This is a genomic window from Actinoplanes auranticolor, from assembly GCF_018332655.1.
Lineage (GTDB): Bacteria > Actinomycetota > Actinomycetes > Mycobacteriales > Micromonosporaceae > Actinoplanes > Actinoplanes auranticolor.
On the sequence record NZ_BOQL01000005.1, the window covers coordinates 64,395 to 88,300 of the forward strand.

18 protein-coding genes are annotated in these 23,906 nt (G+C 71.6%); 12 read left to right on the plus strand and 6 right to left on the minus strand.

From position 1 onward, the window contains the following. Positions 1-32: 32 nt before the first annotated feature. Entirely contained in the window at positions 33-3,653 is a 3,621-nt protein-coding gene (gene mfd, locus Aau02nite_RS02565) for a transcription-repair coupling factor (RefSeq protein ID WP_212986663.1), read from the minus strand. 226 nt (positions 3,654-3,879) lie between these two features. On the opposite strand from mfd, the gene Aau02nite_RS02570 reads away from it, so the two are divergent. The 4 genes from Aau02nite_RS02570 to Aau02nite_RS02585 all read left to right on the plus strand — a co-directional run bounded on the left by Aau02nite_RS02570 (position 3,880) and on the right by Aau02nite_RS02585 (position 10,605). After that, positions 3,880-5,676: a hydrogenase maturation protein gene (locus Aau02nite_RS02570; RefSeq protein WP_212986664.1), complete on the plus strand. Its 1,797-nt coding sequence runs from the start codon at positions 3,880-3,882 to the stop codon at positions 5,674-5,676. An 82-nt stretch (positions 5,677-5,758) separates the two neighbouring features. After that, positions 5,759-7,588 carry a glycosyltransferase family 2 protein gene (locus Aau02nite_RS02575; RefSeq protein ID WP_212986665.1) on the plus strand — a complete coding sequence of 610 codons (1,830 nt, stop codon included), beginning with the start codon at positions 5,759-5,761 and terminating at the stop codon, positions 7,586-7,588. Next, positions 7,585-9,534: a radical copper oxidase GlxA gene (gene glxA, locus Aau02nite_RS02580; RefSeq protein ID WP_212986666.1), complete on the plus strand. Its 1,950-nt coding sequence runs from the start codon at positions 7,585-7,587 to the stop codon at positions 9,532-9,534. The genes Aau02nite_RS02575 and glxA overlap by 4 nt, the downstream gene beginning before the upstream one ends. Before the next feature lie 3 nt (positions 9,535-9,537). Beyond that, positions 9,538-10,605 (plus strand): glycoside hydrolase family 6 protein, encoded by a 1,068-nt coding sequence (locus tag Aau02nite_RS02585; protein WP_212986667.1) that lies wholly within the window; start codon positions 9,538-9,540, stop codon positions 10,603-10,605. A 56-nt stretch (positions 10,606-10,661) separates the two neighbouring features. Here the strand turns inward: Aau02nite_RS02585 and Aau02nite_RS02590 are convergent, their stop codons facing one another. Further along, positions 10,662-12,236, minus strand: coding sequence for a lysyl oxidase family protein (locus Aau02nite_RS02590; RefSeq protein WP_212986668.1), 1,575 nt, complete (start codon positions 12,234-12,236; stop codon positions 10,662-10,664). Between the two features lie 158 nt (positions 12,237-12,394). Then, the gene (locus Aau02nite_RS02595; protein ID WP_212986669.1) at positions 12,395-13,972 is read right to left on the minus strand and encodes a lysyl oxidase family protein; all 1,578 of its coding nucleotides are present in this window, start codon (positions 13,970-13,972) and stop codon (positions 12,395-12,397) included. Between the two features lie 212 nt (positions 13,973-14,184). Here Aau02nite_RS02595 and ppc point away from each other — a divergent pair, with 212 nt between their 5' ends. Then, positions 14,185-17,025, plus strand: coding sequence for a phosphoenolpyruvate carboxylase (gene ppc, locus Aau02nite_RS02600; RefSeq protein ID WP_212986670.1), 2,841 nt, complete (start codon positions 14,185-14,187; stop codon positions 17,023-17,025). A gap of 57 nt (positions 17,026-17,082) precedes the next feature. Here the strand turns inward: ppc and Aau02nite_RS02605 are convergent, their stop codons facing one another. Beyond that, positions 17,083-17,775: an SDR family oxidoreductase gene (locus Aau02nite_RS02605; protein WP_212986671.1), complete on the minus strand. Its 693-nt coding sequence runs from the start codon at positions 17,773-17,775 to the stop codon at positions 17,083-17,085. Between the two features lie 76 nt (positions 17,776-17,851). On the opposite strand from Aau02nite_RS02605, the gene Aau02nite_RS02610 reads away from it, so the two are divergent. The 4 genes from Aau02nite_RS02610 to Aau02nite_RS02625 are packed head-to-tail and all read left to right on the plus strand — an operon-like array spanning position 17,852 to position 20,045. Further along, entirely contained in the window at positions 17,852-18,217 is a 366-nt protein-coding gene (locus Aau02nite_RS02610; protein ID WP_212986672.1) for a MerR family transcriptional regulator, read from the plus strand. Positions 18,218-18,230: 13 nt separating this feature from the next. After that, entirely contained in the window at positions 18,231-18,674 is a 444-nt protein-coding gene (locus Aau02nite_RS02615) for a MarR family winged helix-turn-helix transcriptional regulator (protein WP_212986673.1), read from the plus strand. After that, the gene (locus tag Aau02nite_RS02620; RefSeq protein ID WP_212986674.1) at positions 18,671-19,312 is read left to right on the plus strand and encodes a maleylpyruvate isomerase family mycothiol-dependent enzyme; all 642 of its coding nucleotides are present in this window, start codon (positions 18,671-18,673) and stop codon (positions 19,310-19,312) included. Before Aau02nite_RS02615 ends, Aau02nite_RS02620 begins: the two co-directional genes overlap by 4 nt. A gap of 10 nt (positions 19,313-19,322) precedes the next feature. Further along, positions 19,323-20,045, plus strand: coding sequence for a hypothetical protein (locus Aau02nite_RS02625; RefSeq protein ID WP_212986675.1), 723 nt, complete (start codon positions 19,323-19,325; stop codon positions 20,043-20,045). Between the two features lie 5 nt (positions 20,046-20,050). Here Aau02nite_RS02625 and Aau02nite_RS02630 read toward each other — a convergent pair whose 3' ends face one another. Beyond that, the gene (locus Aau02nite_RS02630; RefSeq protein WP_212986676.1) at positions 20,051-20,644 is read right to left on the minus strand and encodes a TetR/AcrR family transcriptional regulator; all 594 of its coding nucleotides are present in this window, start codon (positions 20,642-20,644) and stop codon (positions 20,051-20,053) included. Between the two features lie 104 nt (positions 20,645-20,748). Between Aau02nite_RS02630 and Aau02nite_RS02635 the strand changes: the two genes are divergently transcribed. The 3 genes from Aau02nite_RS02635 to Aau02nite_RS02645 are packed head-to-tail and all read left to right on the plus strand — an operon-like array spanning position 20,749 to position 23,152. Beyond that, a complete protein-coding gene (locus tag Aau02nite_RS02635; RefSeq protein WP_212986677.1) occupies positions 20,749-21,780 on the plus strand; it encodes a glycoside hydrolase family 113 protein in 1,032 nt (343 codons plus the stop codon). 31 nt (positions 21,781-21,811) lie between these two features. Continuing rightward, positions 21,812-22,717: an endonuclease/exonuclease/phosphatase family protein gene (locus tag Aau02nite_RS02640; protein WP_212986678.1), complete on the plus strand. Its 906-nt coding sequence runs from the start codon at positions 21,812-21,814 to the stop codon at positions 22,715-22,717. Between the two features lie 12 nt (positions 22,718-22,729). Beyond that, on the plus strand, positions 22,730-23,152 hold the full coding sequence (locus Aau02nite_RS02645) for a hypothetical protein (protein ID WP_212986679.1): 423 nt from the start codon (positions 22,730-22,732) through the stop codon (positions 23,150-23,152). 42 nt (positions 23,153-23,194) lie between these two features. Here the strand turns inward: Aau02nite_RS02645 and Aau02nite_RS02650 are convergent, their stop codons facing one another. Next, a complete protein-coding gene (locus tag Aau02nite_RS02650) occupies positions 23,195-23,905 on the minus strand; it encodes an ABC transporter permease subunit (protein WP_212986680.1) in 711 nt (236 codons plus the stop codon). Position 23,906: the final 1 nt, after the last annotated feature.

Genomic DNA, 23,906 nt, shown 5'->3' on the forward strand with positions numbered 1-23,906 from the left:
GTGACGTACGCCGCCCACCCCCTGATATCGGATCATGCCGACACCGGGGCCGGAACCTCGCCGAGCACGTCCTTGAGCAGCTGCGCGCACCACTGCAGCAGGGCCTGGTCACGCAGGGGTTCGCCGCCCACCCGCCGGGTCGTCGGCCGGGGCACGCTGACCTGGTCGTTGGTGGTCTTGTAGACCGCGTCCGGGTGGTAGCGCTTGAGCCGCATCTGCTTGGAGTCGGGCAGCGGCAGCGGCGAGAACCGCAGGTGCTTGCCCTGCACCGAGACGTCGGTGAGGCCGTACGCCCGGGCGAAGAGCCGGAACCGGGCCACCGCGATCAGGTTCTTCACCTGCTCGGGCGGCTCGCCGTAGCGGTCGGTCATCTCGGCCACGACCTCGTCCAGGCGGGCGTTGTCGCGGGCCTCGGCGAGCTTGCGGTACATCTCCAGGCGCAGCCGCTCCACCGCGATGTAGTCGGTCGGCAGGTGCGCGTCGATCGGCAGGTCCACCTTGACCTCCGGCTCCTCCTCGGGCCGCTCACCCTTGAAGGCGCTGACCGCCTCGCCGACCATCCGCACGTACAGGTCGAAGCCGACGCCCTCGATGTGGCCGGACTGCTCGCCGCCGAGCAGGTTGCCGGCCCCGCGGATCTCGAGGTCCTTCATGGCCACGTACATGCCCGCGCCGAGCTCGGTGTGCTGCGCGATGGTGGCGAGCCGCTCGTGGGCGGTCTCGGTGAGCGGCTTCTCCCGCGGGTAGAGGAAGTACGCGTACGCGCGCTCGCGGCCACGGCCGACCCGGCCGCGGATCTGGTGCAGCTGGGACAGGCCGAGCAGGTCGGCGCGCTCGACGATGAGGGTGTTGGCGTTCGGGATGTCGATGCCGGACTCCACGATGGTCGTGCAGACCAGCACGTCGAAGTCCTTCTCCCAGAAGCCGACCATCACCTTCTCGAGGGCTTCCTCGCCCATCTGGCCGTGCGCGACCGCGACCCGCGCCTCGGGCACCAGCTCACGCAGCCGGCGGGCCGCCTTGTCGATCGACTCGACCCGGTTGTGCAGGTAGAAGACCTGACCGTCGCGGAGCAGCTCGCGGTGGATCGCCGCGGCCACCTGCTTGTCGTCGTGCGCGCCGACGAAGGTCAGCACCGGGTGCCGTTCCTCGGGCGGGGTGGCGATGGTCGACATCTCGCGGATGCCGGTGATCGCCATCTCCAGGGTGCGCGGGATCGGCGTGGCGGACATGGTCAGCACGTCCACCGAGGCGCGCAGAGTCTTGAGCTGCTCCTTGTGCTCGACGCCGAAGCGCTGCTCCTCGTCGACGATGACCATGCCAAGGTTCTTGAAGCGGGTCGCCGCGGCCAGCAGCCGGTGGGTGCCGATGACGATGTCGGCGGTGCCGTTGGCCGCCTCCTCCAGCGTCTGGGTGGCCTCCTTGGGCGTCTGGAAGCGGGAGAGCTGCTTGATCGACACCGGGAACTGGCTCATCCGCTCGGCGAACGTGTTGTAGTGCTGCTGGGCGAGCAGCGTGGTGGGCACCAGGATGGCGACCTGCTTGCCGTCCTGGACCGCCTTGAACGCCGCCCGGACCGCGATCTCGGTCTTGCCGTACCCGACGTCGCCACAGATCAGCCTGTCCATCGGGACGGCCAGCTCCATGTCCTGCTTGACCTCGATGATCGCCGCCATCTGGTCGGGGGTCTCGGTGTACGGGAACGCGTCCTCGAGCTCGCGCTGCCACGGGGTGTCCGGGCCGAACGCGTGGCCCTTGGACGCCTGCCGGGCCGCGTACAGCTGGATGAGCTGGGCCGCGATCTCGCGGACGGCCTTGCGCGCGCGGGCCTTGCTCTTCTGCCACTCCGAGCCGCCCATCTTGTGCAGCGTCGGCGACTCACCGCCGACGTAGCGGGAGAGCTGGTCGAGCTGGTCGGTGGGGACGAAGAGCCGGTCGCCGGGCTGGCCGCGCTTGCTGGCGGCGTACTCGATGACCATGTACTCGCGCTCGGCGCCGTTCACCGTGCGCTGCACCAGCTCGACGTACTTGCCGATGCCGTGCTGCTCGTGCACGACGAAGTCGCCCGGCTTGAGCTCGAGCGGGTCGATGGTGTTGCGCCGCCGGCTGGGCATCTTGCGCATGTCCTTGGTGGACGCGCCGCGGCCGCCGGTGATGTCGTTGCCGGTGATGACCGCGAGCCGGGAGCTCTCGTCGACGAAGCCGTGGTTGAGCCCGCCGCAGGTGACCAGGAGCTGGCCCGGCTCGACCGCGGTTCCGATGGCGTCGACCGGGGTGACCCCGAGGCCGGCGTCGCGCAGCAGCTCGGTGGCGCGCTGGGCGGTGCCGTGGCCCTCGAAGACCAGCGCGATCGCCCACTGCTCGCCGGCCCACTCCCGCAGGTCGGCGGCGAGTTTGGCGGTGTCGCCGTGATAGAGCGGGACGGGCTGGGCGTGCAGGCTGATGGCGTCGCCGAGGTCGGGCGACACCTCGACGGCGGGTGTATCCAGCCACGGGGTGTCGGCGGCGGGCTCCTGCGTGGGATCCAGGCCGAACGGCGAGACGGTCCACCACGGCTGGTGCAGGACCGCGGCGTGCGCGCGTACGTCCGCGAGGGTCTTGAAGGCGGCGGCGCCGACGTCGATCGGGGCCTGGCCGCCGACGGCGGCCGCGGCCCAGCTGGCCTCGAGGAACTCGTCCGAGGTACGGGTCAGGTCGTGCGCGCGGGTGCGGATCCGCTCCGGGTCGCAGAGCAGCACGTGGGTGCCCCGCGGCATGCAGTCGATGAGCAGCTCCATGGAGTCCGTGCCGTCCATCAGCGCGGGCGCCAGCGACTCCATGCCCTCGACCGGGATGCCGTCGGCCAGCTTGTCGAGGATCTCGCCGATCTCCGGGTGCTGCTCGGCCAGCTCGGCGGCGCGGGCGCGCACCTCCGGGGTGAGCAGCAGTTCCCGGCAGGGCGGCGCCCAGAGCCGCTGGACCTCGGAGATCGTGCGCTGGTCGGCGACGGCGAAGGTGCGGATCTCCTCCACCTCGTCGCCCCAGAACTCGACCCGGGACGGGTGCTCGTCGGTGGGCGGGAAGACGTCGAGGATGCCACCGCGGACCGCGTACTCCCCGCGCTTGGTGACCAGGTCGACGCGGGCGTACGCCATGTCGGTGAGCCGGCGGGCGACGGCCTCCAGCTCGGCGGTGCCGCCGGTGGCCAGCTCGACCGGCTCGAGGTCGCCGAGGCCCTTGAGCTGGGGCTGCAGCAGGCTGCGGATCGGCGCGACGACGACCTGCACCGGCTCGCCCCCGTTGGCGCCGGGGTGGGCCAGGCGGCGCAGCACGGCCAGCCGGCGCCCGACGGTGTCGGAGCGCGGCGAGAGGCGCTCGTGCGGCAGGGTCTCCCAGGACGGGAAGACGGCGACCCGCTCGGGCGAGATCAGGCAGCCCAGCGCGTCGGCCAGGTCGTCGGCCTCGCGGCTGGTCGCGGTCACGGCCAGCACCGGGCGCCCGGCGCCACCGTGCTCGGCCGGACCGGCGACAGCGGCCACGACGAACGGCCGCAGCGCGGCGGGCGCGGTCAGGTCGAGCGCGTCGGAGTCGGCGCCGCCCTTGCGGGCCAGGTCACGGGCCCGGGCCAGCCCGCGGTCCCGCAGGGCGGCCGGGATCAGGCCACTCAGCTGCATGGGAGGAACTTCCGCGAAGATCCATCAGGTCGCATGGAAAAAGACTCCCGTAAGGCACATCGAAAAACCCCGACGCCAGTTGGACGGGGGGTATGCCCCAAAGCTTAGTCCGCCGGCCGACACCATCGGGACCGTGGACCGCTATCGGACAGCATGTCCGACATAACGACAAAGAGGTGGCAAAGACTGCCCGCGGGTCGTTGGGGGAATTGTCTGGGGAGGCAATGTGCGGGTTCTGCTGCTCGTGTCGGCGTTCAACGGTCTGAGTCAGCGGGCCTGGTGCGCGCTGCGGGAGGCGGGCCACGACGTCGGTGTGCTGCTCGCCACCGGTGCGCAGGACATCGTCGACGGGGTCGCCGCGGCCCGGCCCGAGCTGATCCTCTGCCCGTACCTCAAGGACCGGGTCCCCGCCCAGGTCTGGCGCAAGTACCGCACGGTGATCATCCACCCCGGGCCGGTCGGCGACCGGGGTCCGTCGTCGCTGGACTGGGCGATCACCGAGGGCGTCTCCACCTGGGGAGTCACCGCTCTGCAGGCCGTGCAGGAGATGGACGCGGGCCCGATCTGGGCCACCCGCACGTTTCCGATGCCGGGCGGCGCCCCGCGCAAGTCGTCGCTGTACAACGGACCGGTGGCCGACGCCGCCGTGGAGTGCGTGTTCGAGGTCCTCGCCAAGGCCGCCGACCCGGGCTTCCGTCCGGTGCCGGCCACCGAGATGACCGTCGAGGTGCCCGGCACCCGGGCCCGCCCGGTGATGAAGCAGGCCGACCGGGCATTCGACTGGTCCCAGTCCAGCGAGCAGATCCTGCGGCGGATCCGGGCGGCCGACGGCGCTCCCGGGGTCCGGACCACGGTGAGCGGGCTGGAGGTGTTCGCGTACGACGCGCATCCCGGGCTGGCCCGCGGCGCGCGTCCCGGCACGGTGCTGAGCCGCCGCCAGAGTGCCGTGCTGGTGGCCACCGGCGACGGCAGCCTGTGGCTGGGCCAGTTACGCGACGCGACCCGCCCCGGACAGGTGAAGCTGCCCGCCACGACGCTGCTGGGCAAGCGGCTGCACGACGTACCCGACTCGCCGCTGCCCCCGGGCGCGGAACCGGAGGGGCCGTCGTACCGGCAGGTGCGCTACCGGCGTACCGGGCCGGTCGGCTGGCTGGCCTTCGACTTCTACAACGGCGCGATGTCGACCGGGCACTGCCGGCGGCTGCTGGCCGCGCTGCGGCACGCCGCGGCGCAGGACACCCGGGTGCTGGTGCTGCGCAGCGGGACCGACGCCTTCAGCAACGGCATCCACCTGACGGCGGTGGACGCCGCCGCCGACCCGGCCGCCGCGGCCTGGGCGAACATCAAGGCCATCAACGCGGTGTGCCGCGAGATCATCAGCTGCACCCGGCAGGTCGTGGTGGCCGCGTACGCGGGCAGCGCCGGTGCCGGCGGCGTGATGCTGGGCCTGGGCGCCGACCTCGTGGCCGCCCGCCGCGGCATCGTGCTCAACCCCTACTACGACATCGGCCTGTACGGCTCGGAGCTGCACACGTACACGCTCCCCCGGCGCGTCGGAGCCGAGACCGCCCAGCGGCTGATCGACGGGAAACTGCCGGTCAGCGCCGAGCAGGCGGCGACGCTGGGCCTGGTCGACGAGGTCGGCCCGCGCCACCCCGAGGCGTACGCCGAGTGGCTCACCGCGCTCGCCGGCCGGCACGCCGATGCCCGTGACGCCCGCCGCCGGCAGTCCGCCAAGGCCAGACGGCTCGCCGCGGAACGCGTCCCGCTGGACGTCTACGAGGCGCGCGAGCTCGCGGAGATGAGCAGCGACATGTTCGGCGACCGGTCCGGTTTCGCCGCGGCCCGCCGGGCGTTCGTCGCCAAACAACGACCCGCCACGACACCGGAGCGCCTGCTGCTGGGCTCTCGGGCGCAGCAGCCGGCGGCGCGCCCGCGCCAGCTCAACCGGCCGCGGGCCGCCGGCGGGAATGCCGCCGACACCCCGGTGCGGGTCCGTTCCGCCGTGCCGTTGTCCGCCTGACGCTGCCTGTCCGGCACCGGCGAGCGCCTCCGGCGTTCTCGCCGACACCGCCATGCCCGGGTCCGATTGTGAGAGGACGCCGATGAGCGACCCCGTTCCGCCACCGCAGAACATCCCCGCGCCGCGAGCGGCCGTGGATGCCGCGCTCGTGCGCGCTCTGAACAACCCCACCGTCCTGCTGCCGGGCCGGTACGAGTACAGCAGCTACAGCGTGCTCGCCGGCCCCGCGGAGGTGCCCGCCCCCGGCCCGGCCCGGGTCAAGATGCGCCCGCTGGCCCGCCGCCGGCCGCTGACGACCGTGCTGATCACACTGTTCGCGTTCACCTTCGAGACCACGTTCTTCGCCTGGCTGCTGTCCTCGATCGAGGTGCCCGACCGCGACCTGCACACGTGGCTCTACGCCGCCACCGTGGTGATGATCGTGGCGACCGCGCTGATCGAGCTGTTCCGGCTGGTCAACGTGTTCACGCTGTGCCTGGCCACGCTCTGGGCCCGCGACCCGGTGCCGATGGTGCCGGACCGGGCGCTGCGGGTGGCCTTCCTGACCACCATCGTGCCGGGCAAGGAACCGGTCGAGATGGTCGAGCGCACCCTGCGCGCGGCGCGGGCGATCCGCCACCCCGGCCGCTACGACGTGTGGCTGCTCGACGAGGGCGACGACGACGAGGTCAAGGCGATGTGCGCGCGGACCGGCGTGCAGCACTTCAGCCGTCGCGGCCGCGCGGAGTTCAACACCGAGGCCGGGGCCTTCAAGGCGAAGACCAAGCACGGCAACTACAACTCGTGGGTCAGCGAGCACGGCGACGACTACGACGTCTTCGTCTCGGTCGACCCGGACCACGTGCCGATGCCCAACTTCTGCGAGCGGCTGCTCGGCTACTTCCGCGATCCTGACGTGGCGTTCGTGGTGGGCCCGCAGATCTACGGCAACTACGACAACGTGGTGACCCGCTGGGCCGAGTCGCAGCAGTACCTGTTCCACTCGCTGCTGCAGCGGGCCGGCAACCGGCTCGGCGTCTCGATGCTGGTCGGCACGAACAACGCGGTCCGCATCTCGGCCCTGCGCAGCATCGGCGGCCTGCAGGACTCGATCACCGAGGACATGGCCACCAGCCTGGCGCTGCACAGCGCCCGCAACCCGCACTCCGGCCGGCACTGGCGCTCGGTCTACACCCCGGACGTGCTCGCGGTCGGCGAGGGCCCGTCGTCGTGGACCGACTACTTCACCCAGCAGCACCGGTGGTCGCGGGGCACGGACGAGGTCGTCGTCACCTCGTTCGGGCGGTTCATGTGGCGGCTCGGGTTCCGGCGGGCGCTGCACTACGGACTGCTGATGTCGTACTACCCGCTGACCGCGCTGGCCTGGCTGCTGGGCGCCGTCAACGCCGTCTGCTACCTGGTGCTGGGCGCCAAGGGCGTGCAGGTGCCGCAGGAGGTGTGGCTGATGCTCTATGTGGACGCCGCCCTGTTCCAGGTGGGCCTGTACGTGTGGAACCGCCGGCACAACACCAGCCCGCACGAGGAGGCCGGTTCCTCCGGGCTCACCGGCATGCTGATGTCCACATTGTCCACGCCGGTGTACGTCTCGTCGTACCTGAGCTCGCTGTTGCGCCGGCAGACCGGTTTCGTGGTCACGCCCAAGGGCGACTCGGCCAGCCCGGACCGGTTGCTGACGTTCGGGCCGGGCCTGCGCTGGGCCGCGTTCTACCTGGTGCTGCTCGTCTGCGCGCCGATCGGCGGCCACGTCGACGGGACGATGTGGCTCTGGCCGGCCCTCAATCTCGTGATCTGCCTGCTGCCGCCCGCGATCTGGGCCGGCCAGGAGTACCAGCGCCGCCGGGCAGCACCGCCCCCGCCCGGTGGCACCCCCCAGGAAAAGTCCGCCGCAGAACCCATGGAGACCTACGCATGAAGCCCCGCCCCCGCCCGTCGCTGCTGCGCCGCCTGCTGAGCGGCCTGATCAGCCTCGTCGTCCTGGGCCTGGTCGTCTTCGTCAACCGGCCCGTGGTGGCGTTCGGCTCGGACGCGCTGCACGATTTCACCATCAACCGCCAGTCCTACAAGGAGAAGTACGGCCACTGGGCGCAGCTGCCGGTCCCGGCCGGCTACCGGGTCAACGCCATCCACGCGGCGCTGCTGAGCACCGGCAAGGTGCTGATCATCGCGGGCAGCGGCAACAACCGGGACAACTTCGAGGCCGGCACGTTCCGCACGGTGCTCTACGACCCCGCGCGCGACAAGTTCAGCGAGGTGCCCACGCCGACCGACGTGTTCTGCGCCGGGCACACGTTCCTGCCCAACGGCAACCTGCTGATCGCCGGCGGGACGAAGTCGTACGAGGTGCTGGAGAAGAACATCACGCACGCGGCCGGCGTCATGAAGATCAAGAACGAGTCGCCGGCCGGCGGCCCCCGGGTCTTCCCGAAGGGCACCCGGCTGACCAGCGCGGACGGGCGGGTCTACCGGACCCGTACGGACGTGACCGTGCCGGCGGCGACCGCGATGAAGCACGGCGACAAGGTGATGACCCACGCCGGTGCGGTCGAGGTCTGGGTCGACGCCGCGGTCGCGGGTGACGCCGCGGTGGTGGACCGCCCGGCGCAGTACGCCGTCGCCGGCCTCAAGGGCCTGGACCGGCGCAACATCTACGGCGTCTCGGACAAGATCACCCGGGAGAAGCAGGAGTACGGCGGCGACAAGACCTCGTACGAGTTCGACCCGCGGACCGAGCGGTACGTGCGCACCGGCGACATGGTCAAGAGCCGCTGGTACCCGACGCTGGCGGAGATGCCGAACGGCGACGTACTCGCGGTCTCCGGGCTGGACGAGTTCGGCCGGATGCTGCCCGGCGACAACGAGCGCTACATCCGGGACCAGCAGCGCTGGGTCGACGCGCCGAAGCTCAAGCGGGTCTTCCCCACCTATCCGGCGCTGCACCTGATGAGCGACAACCGGCTGTTCTACTCCGGCTCCAACTCCGGTTACGGCTCGGACACCATCGGCCGTACCCCCGGGCTGTGGGACCTGGAGAAGAACAAGTTTGAGGTGGTGCCCGGGCTGCGGGACGCCCGGATGACCGAGACGAGCTCGTCGGTGCTGCTGCCGCCGGCCCAGGACCAGCGGGTGATGATCTTCGGTGGCGGCGAGGTGGGCGAGTCGGCCGTGTCCACGCGGCGGACGGCCATCGCCGACCTGGACGCGAAGGCGCCCGCGTACGAGCCCGGACCGGATCTGCCGCAGCCGGCCCGCTATCTGAGCACCGTGCTGCTGCCCGACGACACCGTGCTGACCACCGGCGGTTCCTCCGGCTACCGCGGTGGCGAGTACCGCGGCAAGACCCGCAGCGACCTGTTCAACGTGCAGATCTACCGGCCGGCGGGCAACCGCTTCGAGAAAGCCGCGGAGTCGACCGTCGGCCGCAACTACCACTCCGAGGCGCTGCTGCTGCCCGACGGGCGGGTCATCACCATGGGCAGCGATCCGCTCTACGACCCGACCGGCCGGAACCCGGGGACCTTCGAGCAGCGCATCGAGATCTACTCACCGCCGTACCTGTTCAAGGGCAGCCGGCCGGTCGTCGGCGCCGGACCCTCCTCGGTGCAGCGCGGCACGACGGTCGCTTTCGCCACCCCGGACGCCGGCCGCGTGCGCGCGGCCCGGCTGCTGCGCCCCAGCGCGGTCACCCACGTCACCGACGTCGACCAGCGCTCGGTCGCGCTGGACGTGACGCCGTCGGCGAACGGCGTGGCGCTGTCGATCCCGAAGGCCAAGGGGCTCGTCCCCTCCGGCTGGTACATGTTGTTCCTGGTGGACGACAAGGGTGTGCCGTCGGCCGGCCGCTGGGTCCGGGTGCGCTGAGCGATGCCGAAACACGCCACCCCGACGCGGGGCCACTGGGCACTGCCCGTGGCCGGACTGGCCCTGGCGCTGGTCATAGCCGCCATCGTGGTGCTCGCGCGGCGCGGCGCGGACTCCCCCGTGGTGCTCGGGCCGGCGGCCGTGCGGTCGAGCGCGGCGGCCGAGTCCGCCGGGCGGCTCAGCGACCGCGAGCTGTACGTGGACCCCAACGGCGCGGCGGTGAACCAGATCGCGGCGTGGCAGGGCGCCGGGCGTACCACCGATGTCGCCGCCATCCGGCGGATCGCCGAGCAGCCCACCGCCACCTGGTTCGCCGACGGGTCGCCCGGTTACGCCGAGCGGGCCCGGCGGCTGGTCGCGGCCGCGACCGCAGCCGGCCGGCTGCCGGTGCTCACGCTCTACAACATCCCGGAGCGGGACTGCTCCGGGCAGTCGGCCGGCGGCGCGGCCGGGGCGGAGGACTACCGGGCCTGGGTACGCACGCTGGCCGGTTCCCTGCGCGGCCACCAGGCGCTGATCGTGCTCGAACCCGACGCCGTCCCGCAGGCCGTGCAGGGCTGCCTGGGCGGGGCCGCCACGGACGAACGCTACGAGCTGCTCGCCGACGCCGTGGACACGCTGCGGGCGGTCCCCGGAGTGCTGGTCTACCTGGACGCGGGCAATCCGACCTGGATCACGCAGCCGTCCCGGCTGACTGCCGCTCTGCGCCGCGCCGGCATCGACCGGGCGTCCGGCTTCTCGCTCAACGTGGCCAACTTCGAGACCACGGCGGACAACATCGCCTACGGCAGCCGGCTGTCCGCGCTGCTCAACGGCGCGCACTTCGTCGTGGACACCAGCCGCAACGGCAACGGGCCGGCCGAGAAGGGCGGCGGTGACCGGCACTGGTGCAACCCGCCCGGACGGGCGCTCGGCGAGGCGCCGACCACCAGGACCGGGGTGCCCCTGGCCGACGCGTACCTGTGGGTCAAGCGCCCGGGTGAGTCCGACGGTGCCTGCGGCAACGGCGCGCCGCCGGCCGGCCAGTGGTGGCCGGAGTACGCGCTGGACCTGGCGGGCTCCCGGTCCTGACGAGCAGCGGGCACCGGCTCCACACTGGAGCCGGTGCCCGCGGGCCGATCGGTGGGTCAGCCGGCGATGCCGTTGACCGGCGGCACCTCGAGGGTGCGCTCGGCCGGCGTACCGCCCAGGATGATCTTGCGGAGGGACGTGTTGTTGGACGTGCTCAGCTCGGTGAGCTTGTTCGAGGGGTTGGCCTTGACCTCGATGTAGTACGTGCCGTTGGGCAGGTCGGTGATCTCGAACGACTGGCCCGGCAGCGACTGGGTGTAGGTGTCGCCGTTGCCGATGTCGAGCACCTCACGCACCGCCACGGCGGTGTTCTCGCCGCAGGAGCTGGAGAGGTCGGTGTTGCTCGGACGCCACTTGGCGTTCGGGATCGTGTAGTCGACCGCGTCGGTGTTCACCAGGCAGAACGCCTCCTTGCCGCTGCGCACCGTCTGCTTCTGGTCCGAGGTCAGCAGGTTGTACTGGGCGAAGTCGGTGAAGTGCCAGTGCCGGTGGCCGTCGCGGGCGTCCCACTCCATCGTGCCGGCCGCGACCGAGCCGACCTCCTTGCCCTTGGCGTCGAAGAAGTACTGGTACGCGTCCATCAGGTCGGTACCGGTCTGCCGGAAGCCGTCGACCAGCAGCGGCGACGTGCCGCCGTTCCACACGGTGGCGCCGAAGCTCACGTACGCCTTGCCGTCGCCCTGCTCCAGCGAGATGCCCCAGGCCGGCAGCGACTTCAGGTCGGGACGCGGACCCTTCGGGATGGCAGCGGCCTTGACCGCCTTCGGCTTCTTGGCCGGCGGCCGGAACTCCGGCTTGTAGGCCGAGATCTGCTGGTCCGGGTCGCCCTCGGCGGCGTGCTCACCGTGCTCGGCGAGGGCAGCGGCCGCGGCCGTGTCCGTGCCGGCCCGGGCCGCCTCGACCTTGGCCTTGCCGGCCTCGAGGGCGCTCCTGCCCTCGTCGACGGTCTGCACCTTGACGTTCACGGTGAGCGAGGAGCCGCTCGCCGCGATCTTGAAGTAGTCCTGGTACGTCTTGTTCAGCGTGACGGTCGCCGTGTAGTCGCCGTCCGCCAGGTCGAAGTCGCCGGTCGACGGCAGGCTGTCGGTGACCGCGTTCCAGCCGGCCTGGATGCCCCAGACCGAGCCGAGGGTGAACGGGTTGTAGGAGCAGCCCTGCGGGTACGGGTTGTCGGCCGGGGCGTCCCGCCGGGTCCGCGTCGAAGAGTAGTAGTTCGGGCAGAAGTCGGTCTTGTAGTTCGCGACCTCGGTGCCCGCGGCGTTCTTCATGCTGACCGTGGTGAAGTCCTTGAGGCCGTTCCAGCCGGTGACCATCCCGGCCGGCAGCGTGACCTCGGTCTTCTTGCCGTTCTTGAGCACGACCTGCTTGGCGACGATCGGGTCGGCGTACGACTTGCGGCTCGCCCGGATCTCGAACGGGTCCTTGCCCGCGATCACGTTGACGCCCAGATCGAAGAACAGGTAGCTCTCGTCCCCCCAGACGTAACGCTCGGCGAGCACGCTGGTCGTCGCCTGCGTCAGCGCCAGCGGCGGCAGATCGGCGGCCGCGTTCGCCACGCCCATCCCGCCGGCGGCGATGCCGACAGCGGTGGCGACGGCGCCGGCCACCAGAATGCGGGTCCTTCTCGTCATGCTTTTCCTCCCGGAGGCGGTATCACGCACAGGTAAACTTCAATGGCGTGAAGCGGACGTAAGGGGTAATGAGACCCACCTCGAAGCATGCAGGTGGGGATACAGAACAAGGCGCCGGCCCCGCGAGGGAACCGGCGCCCCGTATCGGCGTCCGACGATCAGTCGAGACCGTTGACCGAAGGCACCTTGAGGGTGCGCACAGTCGCCGTGCCACCCAGCACGATCTTGCGCAGGGAGATGTTGTTCTTCGTGCTCAGCTCGGCGAGCTTGTTGGACGGGTTGGCCTTGACCTGGATGTAGTACGTGCCGTTGGGCAGGCCGGTGAGGTCGAAGGACTGGCCGGGCCGGTCCTGGGTGTACGTGTCGCCGTTGCCGACGTCGAGCACCTCACGCACCGCCACGGCGGTGTTCTCGCCGCAGGAACTGGACAGGTCGGTGTTGCTCGGACGCCACTTGGCGTTCGGGATCGTGTAGTCGACCGCGTCGGTGTTCACCAGGCAGAACGCCTCCTTGCCACTGCGCACGGCCACCTTCTTGTCCGCCTTGAGCAGGCTGTACTGCGCGAAGTCGGTGAAGTGCCAGTGCCGGTGACCGTCGCGGGCGTCCCACTCCATCGTGCCGGCCGCGACCGAGCCGACCTCCTTGCCCTTGGCGTCGAAGAAGTACTGGTACGCGTCCATCAGCTCGGTGCCGGTCCGCCGGAAACCGTCGACCAGCAGCGGAGACGTGCCCCCGTTCCACACGGTGGCACCGAAGTTCACGTACCACTTCTTGTCCTCCTCCTGCGACAGCGTGATGCCGGAGGCCGGCAGCGAGCGCAGGTCCGGGCGCGGGCCCTTGGGGATGGTCGCCGCCTTGACCGTCCGCGGGCGCTTGGCCGGCGGCCGGAACTCCGGCTTGTACGCGGAGATCTGCAGGTCCTCCTCGCCCTGGCCGGCGTGCTCGCCGTGCTCGGCGGCAGCGGCCGCCGCGGCGGGATCGTCGCCCGACCGGAGCGCCTTGACCCTGGCCCCGGCGGCCGCTGCCGCGTCGTCACCCCGGTCGATCGTCTTGACCGTGACGGTGAGTTTCAGCGTCGCGCTCTTCGCCGCGATCTTGAAGTGGTCCCGGTACTTCTTGTTGACGGTGGCCGTCGCGCTGTACACGCCGTCCGGCAGGTCGAGCGCGCCGGTCCGCGGCATGCTCGCGACGGGCGCGTTCCAGCCGGCCTGGATGCCCCACACCGCGCCCAGGTTGAACGGGCCCTCGGAACAACCCCGCGGATAGGGGTTCTGGGCCGGCGCGTCCCGCCGGGTCCGGGCCGAGTCGTAGGCGTTCGGGCAGAAGTCGGTCTGATAGCCGGCGACCTGCTTGCCCGCGGCGTTCTTCAGGGTGATGGCGGCGAAATTCCGCAGACCGCCCCACCCGGTGACCATCCCGGCCGGCAGCGGCACCGCCTTCTTCTTTCCCTTGCGCAGCACGATCTGCTCGGCGGTGATGGGCTTGGCGTAGGACGAGCGCTTCGCCCGGATCTCCAGCGGATCCTTGCCGGCGATGACGTTGAGACCCAGATCGAAGGCGAGCTCCCCCTCCCCGTCGTCGTACACGTACCGCTCGGCCAGCACATTCGGCGTGGCCATGGTGAAGGCCAGCGGCGGCGGAGCCGTGGCGGCGTCCGCCACGCCCATGCCGGCGACGGTCAGGCCGAGGGCGGTGGCAACGGCGCCCGCCACCACGATTCGGGTCCTTCTTGGCATTTCTTGTCCTCCCCGGAACTCTGTGCTGCACAGGTAATCCGGAAAGGCGTGAAGCGACCGTGAGCGCCTATGAGACTTGCCTCAAATCACGCCGGCCAGGCGGGGCACCGATACGATCAGCGAAGTCGGGACAGCGCTGTCCTTCCGCACGCGATGCCGATCCCGTCCGCGGCGGAGAACCCCTGCACGTTCTGCACCCGAGGAGCGCTCCGATGACAGACCAGCTCGGCCAACTCGACCCCGATGGCCCGTCCGACCGCCCCGCCGCCACCCTTGACTTGTCTGAAGGCAGTCATGACGCGGCACTGCGCGCCGACATCCGGCGGATCGGCACGCTGCTCGGCCAGACGCTCGCCCGGCAGGAGGGCAAGCCGCTGCTCGACCTGGTCGAGGAGGTCCGCGCGCTGGTCCGGGCCGACGCCCCGGCCGCCGCCGAGCGCCTCTCCGCCCTGGACGTCACGACCGGCACCAAGCTGGCCCGGGCGTTCTCCACCTACTTCCACCTGGCCAACATCACCGAGCAGGTGCACCGCGCCCGCGACCTGCAGCGCCGCCGCGCCCGTGACGGCGGCTGGCTGGACCAGGCGGCCAAGCGCATCGCCGAGCAGGGCGTGCCGGCCGACGAGATCGCCGCGGCCGCCCGCCGGCTGGCCGTCCGCCCGGTGTTCACCGCGCACCCGACCGAGGCGGCCCGCCGCTCGATCCTGTCGAAGCTGCGCCAGCTCGCCGACTCGCTGGACGGCGAGGCCAGCGCCGCGATCCTGTACGGCGCCACCGACACGACCGCCTCCACGCGTCGCTTCGCCGAGCTGATCGATCTGCTCTGGCAGACCGACGAGCTGCGCCTGGACCGGCCCGACCCGACCGACGAGGCCCGCAACGCGGTCTACTACCTCAAGGACCTGTACGCCGACGCCGCCCCGCAGGTGCTCGACGACCTCGCCGAGACGCTGCGCCAGCTCGGCGTGGAGACGTCCCCGACGTCGCGCCCGCTGACCTTCGGCACGTGGATCGGCGGCGACCGCGACGGCAACCCGTTCGTCACCCCGGCGGTCACCCGCGACGTGCTGATCATCCAGCACGAGCACGGCATCCAGGCCACCGAGGCGGCGATGGACGCCCTGATCGACGAGCTGTCGGTCTCCCGGCGGCTGCGCGGGGTGTCCCTGGACCTGTCGGCCAGCCTGGCCAAGGATCTCGACGCGCTGCCCGAGGTGGCGCCCCGGTTCCGCCGCACCAACGCCGAGGAGCCGTACCGGCTGAAGGTCCGGTGCATCAAGGCCAAGCTGGCCAACACCCGCGAGCGCCTGCGGCGCGGCACCGCCCACGTGCCCGGCCGCGACTATCTGGGCACCGGCGAGCTGGTCGGCGACCTGGAGCTGATGCGCGCCTCGCTGGCCCGCAACTCCGGGCAGCTCACCGCGGTCGGCACGGTGGCCTCGGCGATCCGTACGGTGTCCGCCTTCGGTCTGCAGCTGGCCACGCTCGACGTCCGTGAGCACGCGGAGAAGCACCACGAGGTGCTGGCGCAGATGTACACCCAGGTCGGCGAGGTCGACGACTACCTGTCGCTGGACCGGCCCGAGCGCACCAAGCTGCTCGCCACCGAGCTGACCGGCCGGCGGCCGCTGTCGAGCAACGACACCCCGCTGACCGACTCGGCGCGCAAGACCTTCGACGTGTTCAACACGATCCGCGACTCGCAGGACCGGTTCGGCGCGGACGTGATCGAGTCGTACATCATCTCGATGACCCTGGGCGTGGACGACGTGCTGGCCGCGGCGGTGCTGGCCCGCGAGGCCGGCCTGATCGACATCCACACCGGCCGCGCCCGGATCGGCATCGTGCCGCTGCTGGAGACCCCGGCCGAGCTGGACGCCGGCGGCGAGCTGCTGGACGAGATGCTGTCCCTGCCGGCGTACCGGGAGATCGTGCGGGCGCGCGGTGACCTGCAGGAAGTCATGCTCGGCTACTCCGACAGCAACAAGGAGGCCGGGATCACCACGAGCCAGTGGTCGATCCACAAGGCGCAGCGCGCGCTGCGCGACGTCGCCGCCCGGCACGGCGTGCGGCTGCGGCTGTTCCACGGCCGCGGCGGCACGGTCGGCCGCGGCGGTGGCCCGACGCACGAGGCGATCCTGGCCCAGCCGTACGGCACGCTGGACGGCGCGATCAAGGTGACCGAGCAGGGCGAGGTCATCTCCGACAAGTACACGCTGCCGGCCCTGGCCCGGGAGAACCTGGAGCTGACGGTGGCGGCCGTGCTGCAGGCGACGCTGCTGCACACCTCGCCGTCGGTCGACCTCTCCTCGCTGTCGCGCTGGGACGCGGCGATGGACACGGCGTCGGGCGCGGCTTTCGGGGCGTACCGGGCGCTGGTCGAGAATCCGGACCTGCCGGCGTACTTCTGGGCGGCGACCCCGACCGAGCTGCTGGGCGCGCTGAACATCGGCTCCCGGCCGGCGAAGCGGCCCAACGCCGATGCCGGGCTGAGCGGCCTGCGGGCCATCCCGTGGGTCTTCGGCTGGACCCAGACCCGCCAGATCGTGCCGGGCTGGTTCGGCGTGGGCACCGGCCTGACCGCGGTCCGCGAGGCCGGCCAGGCCGACGTGCTCCAGGAGATGTACGCCAACTGGCAGTTCTTCCGCACGTTCGTCTCGAACGTGGAGATGATGCTGGCCAAGACCGACCTGACCATCGCCCGGCGCTACGTCGAGACGTTGGTCCCGGCCGAGCTCCAGCCGATCTTCGGCACCATCGAGCAGGAGTACGCCCGGACGGTCGAGCAGATCCTGGCCATCACCGGCCGCGACGAGCTGCTGTCCAGCCAGCCGGAGCTGTCGCGCACGCTGAGCGTCCGGGACACGTACCTGGAGCCGCTGCACCACCTGCAGGTCGCGCTGCTGGGCCAGTACCGCGAGCTGAACGCCGACGAGCGTCAGGCGCCGACGGCGCCGGGCGCGCGCCGCTCGGCGTCGGACGCGACGGCGCTGGAGCGGGCGCTGCTGACCACGGTCAACGGCATCGCGGCCGGCATGCGCAACACGGGCTGACCGTTTCAGCGGTCTCGGCGGCCGGGCCTCGCGACGCGGGGCCCGGCCGCTCCGTCTTCAGACCGCGGCGGGGTAGAGCACCCGCGGGTCACCGGCCAGGGCGGCCTTGACCTCGGCGGTCGCCTCGTCGGCGATGACCTCCAGCACGCCGGCCTCGATGCCGTCCAGCGCGGCCCGGGCGATCACGGCGGGGTCGGTCTTCTCGATGTCGAAGCCGGCCATCATGTCGGTGTCGGCCGCGCCGAGCAGCAGCCCGGTGACCAGCGTGCCCTGCCCGGCCAGTTCGAGCCGGACGCCGTTGGTGAGGCTCCACTCGGCGGCCTTGGCCGCGCTGTACGCGTTCGCGCCGTTGTAGGAGACCCAGGACAGCCGGGACAGCACGTTGAGGACGGCGCCGCCGCCCAGCACCGGCGCGAAGGCCCGGATGACGTTCAGCGTGCCCCAGAAGTGGGTGTCCAGCTCGAGCCGGATCTTGTCGAGGTCGCCGGTGACGAGGTTGGTGTGGGTGGTGATGCCGGCATTGTTGATCAGCAGGTTGACGTCCCCGGCCTGCGCGGCCGCGGCGGCCACGGAGGCGGCATCCGTGATGTCCAGAGCCAGCACCTCGACGCCGGGGATGTCGACGAGCTCGGGATTACGCGCGGTGGCGTAGACCTTGGCCGCGCCCCGGGCGAGCAGCTCGAGGACGAACTGGCGGCCGATACCGCGGTTGGCGCCGGTGACCAGCGCGACAGAACCAGAAATCTTCATGCCGGTTACGCTAAAACCTGACGTTGACGTCAGAGGCAAGTGTGGTGACCGGCCTCACGAGTTCAGGGAGACGACCATGCGGATCGGCGAGCTGGCCGGCACGGCGGGCGTGAGCGTCCGGGCGCTGCGCTATTACGAGGAGCAGGGGCTGCTGACCTCGGAACGCACCGGGAGCGGGCAACGGACGTACCCACCGGTGGCGGTGGACCGGGTGCAGCTCATTCAGCAGCTCTACGCCGCGGGCCTGACCAGCCGGACGATCCTGGAGCTGCTGCCCTGCGTGGACAAGGGGGTGAGCACCCCGGAGTCGCGGGCCCGGCTGGCGGCCGAGCGGGAACGCATCGACCAGCAGATCACCGGCCTGCTCGCCACCCGCGACCGCCTCGACGCGGTGATCGCCGTCGCCGACGACCCGACCCATCCCTCCTGCACGCGAATATGACATCATAGTTGTCATGTTGGCGCGTGGAGCTGCCCTGTACGACGCCCTGCGGCACGTGCGGCCGCTGGTCCTGAACTCCGCACGGGTGGTCGAGAAGGCGCTGCGTCCCGAGGGGCTGAGCGTGGGCACCCGGGCGGTCCTGGAGATTCTCGCCGAGCACGGGCCGGCCACGGTGCCGGCGATCGGCGACCGGCTCGACCTGGCCCGGCAGGGTGTCCAGCGCCACGTCAACGACCTGCTGGCGCTGGGCTATGTGGAGTCGCAGGCCAATCCGGCCCACCGGCGTTCGGTGCTGATCACGCTGACGCGGACCGGAACCGAGGTGATCGGCCGGATCCGCGACGACGAACTGCGGCAGCTGGCCACACTCGCCCGGGACTGCACCGAGCAGGAGATCGCGACGGCGGCCAAGGTGCTGGCCGCACTGAGCCGCGACGTGCGGCGGCGGGCCGCATGACCACCGACGCCGAGATCTACGCCCGGACGACCAGCAACCGCCGGCTGATCGCCGACTTCCTGGAAACCCTCGACGAAGCCCAGTGGCAGACGGAAACGTTGTGCACCGGCTGGACCGTGGGTCACCTGGCCGCACACTTCGTCCAGCCGATGCTGGTCGGCTTCGGCCGGTTCTTCGTCGTCGCCCTGCGCTACCGCGGCGACACCGACCGGACCGTGGACCACTTCACCCGGCGCCTGGCCCGCAGACCCCGGCACGAGCTGATCGCCCTGCTACGCACCCACGCCGCCGACCGGGTGAACCCGCCCCGGATCGGGCCGATGGGGCCGTTCGCCGACACGTGCGTGCACCTGCGGGACATCGCGCGCCCGTTGGGGCTGGCTGTGGACGTACCGGTCGAGCACTGGCGCACCCTGCTGGACAATCTGGTCTCGCCGGCGGTCGCGCCGGCGCTGGTGCCGCCGGGGCGGCTCGCCGGGCTGGAGCTCGCCGCCACCGACACGGACTGGCGTGGCGGGAGCGGCGAGCTGGTCACCGGCACGGCGGAGGCGCTGGGCATCGCGGCCTGCGGGCGGGCGGCGGCCGTCGCCGACCTGCGCGGCCCGGGCCGGGACATCCTCCTCGGCCGGCTCTCCTAAGCTCTCGCCCATGATCCGCCTTCGGTCCACCGCCCTGCTGCTCACCGGCGGCCTGTCGCTCGCAGCCTGCTCCCAGCCGGTGGCACCCGCACCGGCCGATCCGAAGGCGGCAGTCACCGCATCCCTCGCCGGTCTGACGGCCGGCAACTACGCCTACATGGTCGCCACGTCCGACAGGCAGGTCACCGGCACGACCGACTTTCCCAGCGCCAGCGCGGCCTGGTACACCACCTTCACCGACCCCGAACCCGACGTGTACTACGAGCGGGTGATCGGAGAGGACAGGTACAACCGGACGACCCCGGAAGAAGACCGATGGCAGCACTGGGACCTGTCCCGGATGCCCGAGGCTGGGGAGCGGCACGGGCTGGCCATCACGAGACCCGATCGGACCGGGGCGACGGAACTTCTCGGCATGATGGACACGGCCACAGTGGAGGGTTCGACCATCCGGGGCACGCTCGCCGTCACCACGATCACCGGCAGCAGCATCGTCCTGCAGCCGCTGCAGTTCCGCCTCAAGGGCAGGACGACGTTCACCGCCACCCTGGACGGCCAGGGCCGCCTCAGCCGGCTGGTGGTCGACGTGCCCGCCACCACGGAGCCACTCGGGCCGGCGGGCACCTGGACTTTGGACATCACCGGCTACGGCACCACGCCGGCGCCCACGCGCCCCACCCCGACCAAGGAGGCCCCAGAAGACCTCTACGAGACCGAGACCGTCGGGACTTGACCCACTCAGTCCCGCCCGGGCGGGCCGCGGTGCCGGACCAGCGGGAGGTAGACCTCGTCGACGATCTCGGTGAGGACCTCGTCCGGGGCTGACGGCACCCCTCGGGTCACGAACTCGTTGCGGAGCAACACGATCGCCACCGTTGCCACCCGGGGGTGCAACGACTCCGGGGCCGCTTCGCCGCGGGCCACCGCTCGCCCCAGGACGGTCAGCCACATCGCGGCCATCGCGTCGGTGGACTGCTCCGGCAGTTGCGCCACCAGCTTCTGGGCGCTGCCCGCTGCTGCCAGCAGGTCGCGCAGGACCGCGCCCAGGGGCGAGCTCCAGTGCCGGTTCGCCCGGCGCAGCAGTTCCAGGGCGTCGCCGCGGAGCGTGCCTGTGTCCGGTGGCTGGATCGCCGTGGCCAGGTGGCGGTAGGCGGCGATACCCAGCGCCAGGCGGTCCGGCCAGCGGCGGTAGATCGCGTTCTTGTTGGTGCCCGCCCGCTGGGCGACCCGGTCCATGGTCAGTCCGGCGAAGCCGTTCTCCGTGAGCTCGTCGGCCGCGGCGCGGAGGATCGCCTCCTCCAGTGCCGCGCCCCGGCGGCGGGTCTGGGTCATCGGTCTCCTCCGCCTCGGTACTCGTCGTGCCCTCTCAGCATCGGCTTGACCACTCCCCAGAGTCAAAATAAGGTACGGCGCGTACCTAAAGAGGGGAGATCGACGTGCGGGCCAGGGGCATCACCTACGACACCGGGTTCGTCCGCCACGGCGTGAACGCGCGGCGACGGTTCGAGCCTGAGCTGGTCGAGCGGGAGCTCACGATCATCCGGGACGATCTGCACTGCAATGCCGTACGGGTGACCGGCGGCGACCCCGAGCGGATCGAGTTCGCCGCGTCGGTCGCGGCCGGGCTCGGGCTGGAGGTCTGGTTCTCGCCGTACCCGCTCGAGCTGACCACCGACGAGATGCTCGCGCTGTTCGCCGACTGCGCCGAGCGGGCGGAGCGGCTGCGCCGGGGTGGCACCGAGGTCGTGTTCGTCACCGGCGCGGAACTGAGCATCATGTGCCCGGGGTTCCTGCCCGGCGACACCGTTGAGGAGCGGCTCGGATTGCTGAGCGAGCCGGACCGGGTCCGCGAGGTGATCGCCCAGGTCGGCGACCGTGTCAACGACCTGCTCAGCCGGGCGGTGGCGGTCGTGCGGGAGCGCTTCGGCGGCCCGGTCACCTACGCTTCCGTGCCCATCGACCGGGTGGACTGGACGCCCTTCGACATCGTCGCCATGGACGTCTACCGGTCGGCCGCGATCGCCGGGAACTTCGCCGAGCTGGTCCGGAAAGGGATGCGCAGCCCGGCTCTGCAGGGCAAGCCCGTCGCGATCACCGAGTTCGGCTCGGCCACGTACCGCGGCGCCGGCGACCGGGGTGCCCTGGGTCTCGAGATCGTCGAGTACGACGACAGCGGCCCCGTACGGCTGACCGGCGACCACGTCCGCGACGAGGCCGGCCAGGCCACCTACCTCCGCGAGCTGCTGGCGGTCTTCGACGCGGCCGGCGTCGATGCCACCTTCGTGTTCATCTTCGCGCTCTACGACCACCCGCACCGCCCCGGCGGCGACCCGCGCGACGACCTCGATCTGGCCAGCTACGGCATCGTCAAGGTGTACGAGGACCGCTCCGGCGACGCCTACCCCGGCCTGCCGTGGGAGCCCAAGGCCGCGTTCACCGCCCTCGCCGACGTCTACGGCACCGCCTGACGGCCTTGCGCAGCCCTGTCAGCATCGCGGGGTGCGCAGCCTTGCCGTGTCAGCCGTGCTCATCGCGTGCGTACTGCTCTTCCACCGGGCTGTGCCCAACACTGTCGGGCAGCTCGGCAGTCTCGTGGAGACCTTCCTGCCCTGGCTCGGGGTGCCGGTCCCGGTGCTGTTCGCCCTGGCCTGGTGGCGCCGCTCACGGATCGCCGCCCTGGCCACGCTGCTGCCGCTCGCCGCCTGGCTCGGGCTCTTCGGCGGTCACCTCGTGCCGGCCCGCGACTCCCCCTACGACCTCACCGCCGTGCAGCACAACGTCAGCGACGAGAACGCCGACCCGGCCGGCACTGTCCGGGAGCTGACGAAGGTACGGCCCGACCTGATCGCCCTGGAGGAGCTGACGCCGGCCGCTCTGCCCGCGTACACCGCGGCGATGCCGGCGGAGTACGCGCACCACACCGTGCAGGGCACCGTCGGGTTGTGGTCACGGTTCCCGCTCACCGAGGCGGCGCCGGCCGACATTCGGCCGCGCGGGGTGGGCACCGACTGGAACCGGGGGCTGCGCGCGGTCGCCGAGCTGCCCGGCGGGGACGTCGCCGTCTACGTCGCCCATCTGCCATCGGTGCGCCTCGGACCCGGCGGGCTCAGTTCGGCCCGGCGCGACGAGAGCGCCGCGCTGCTCGGCCGGATGATCGCCGCCGAGCCGATCGGCAGGGTACTGCTGCTGGGCGACCTCAACTACACGGTGGACGACCGCGAGCTGGCGCCGATCAGCGGGCAGCTGCGCACGACCCGCTCGACCTTCGCCTTCAGCTGGCCCGCGCGGGCACCGGTGGCGCGGATCGACCAGATCATGGGACGGACGGTGACCGTCACCGAGCTCTGGGCCCTTCCGGCGACCGGCAGTGACCACCTGCCCGTCGCGGCCCGGGTCCGGCTCTGATGGGATACCCGGATGAGCAGCATCATCAGATTCTTCGTCGCCCCCGATGACGAGGCCGCCGAGGCCCAGGTCGACGGGGGTCCGGACGCCGACCACGAATCGGTCACCTTCGGCAACTTCGACGCCGACCTGGCCCTGCTGGAGTGGGACAGCCTGCTGACCGGCCGCAGCTTCGACGACGCGCTGGCCGCGTCCGCCTCGGCGGTCATCGCCGACGAGGACGACGGCGCCCAGGTCGTCGCCGCGTCCCTGGAGCTCCAGGCGGCACTGAGCCGCGCGAGCGCGGCGGAGCTGGAGCGGGTCGCCCGGCAGTGGGCCGGCGAACGGGCCGCCGAGGGCGAACCGATCGACCCGGAGCTCGCGACCGAGATCCTCGACGCCGTCGGCCGGCTCGCCCGCACCGAGGAGCAACGGCTGTACTGCTGGATCAGCTGAAGCCGGCGAGGGCCGGTGTCCACCCGGCCCTCGCCGCCCGGATCAGCTCGTCTCGCCGGCCATGCTGAAGCTGCGCAGCCGGTCCACCGCCGCCAGGGTGCAGCCCAGAACGAAGATCACCGCCATCACCACGGACACCGTCAGGGAGACCTTGGCCTCCAGGATGGCGGTCGGGGCGATCTTGTCGGCGATCGTGATCACGTACTGCTCGATGGAGAGCACCCGGGTGCCGCTCACGAAGCGGCCCAACAGGCCCTCCCAGACCAGGATGTAGACCAGGCCGAGCAGCACCGGCCGCCGGGTCAGCAGGCTCAGCAGCAGGAAGAACGCCGAGTACGCGCACGCGCCCACCACCGCGGCCACCGCCAGCCCCAGCCCGAGGCGGGCCGAGTCGGCCAGCGCGCCCGCCACGAACAGCGGCACCGCCGCCGTCACCGCGCTGACCCCGATCGCGATGCCCAGCTTGGCCAGGATGATGTCGCGGCGCGGCAGCGGCTTGGTCAGGATGTGCACGATCGTGCCGTCGTCCACTTCGGAGCCGAGCACGCCGGTGCCCACGATCAGGCTGATCACCGGCAGCACCACGGCCAGGCCCAGGCCGACCAGCACCGGGGCGCCCCAGTCGGCCGGGTTGACGTCGTAGGAGCGGCACAGCACGGCCAGGCCCACCAGCAGGAGCGGCAGGGGCAGCAGCAGGAGCACCCGGCGCCGGCCGAACAGCCCGCGGGCAGTGATCCACGCAACGGTCGACACG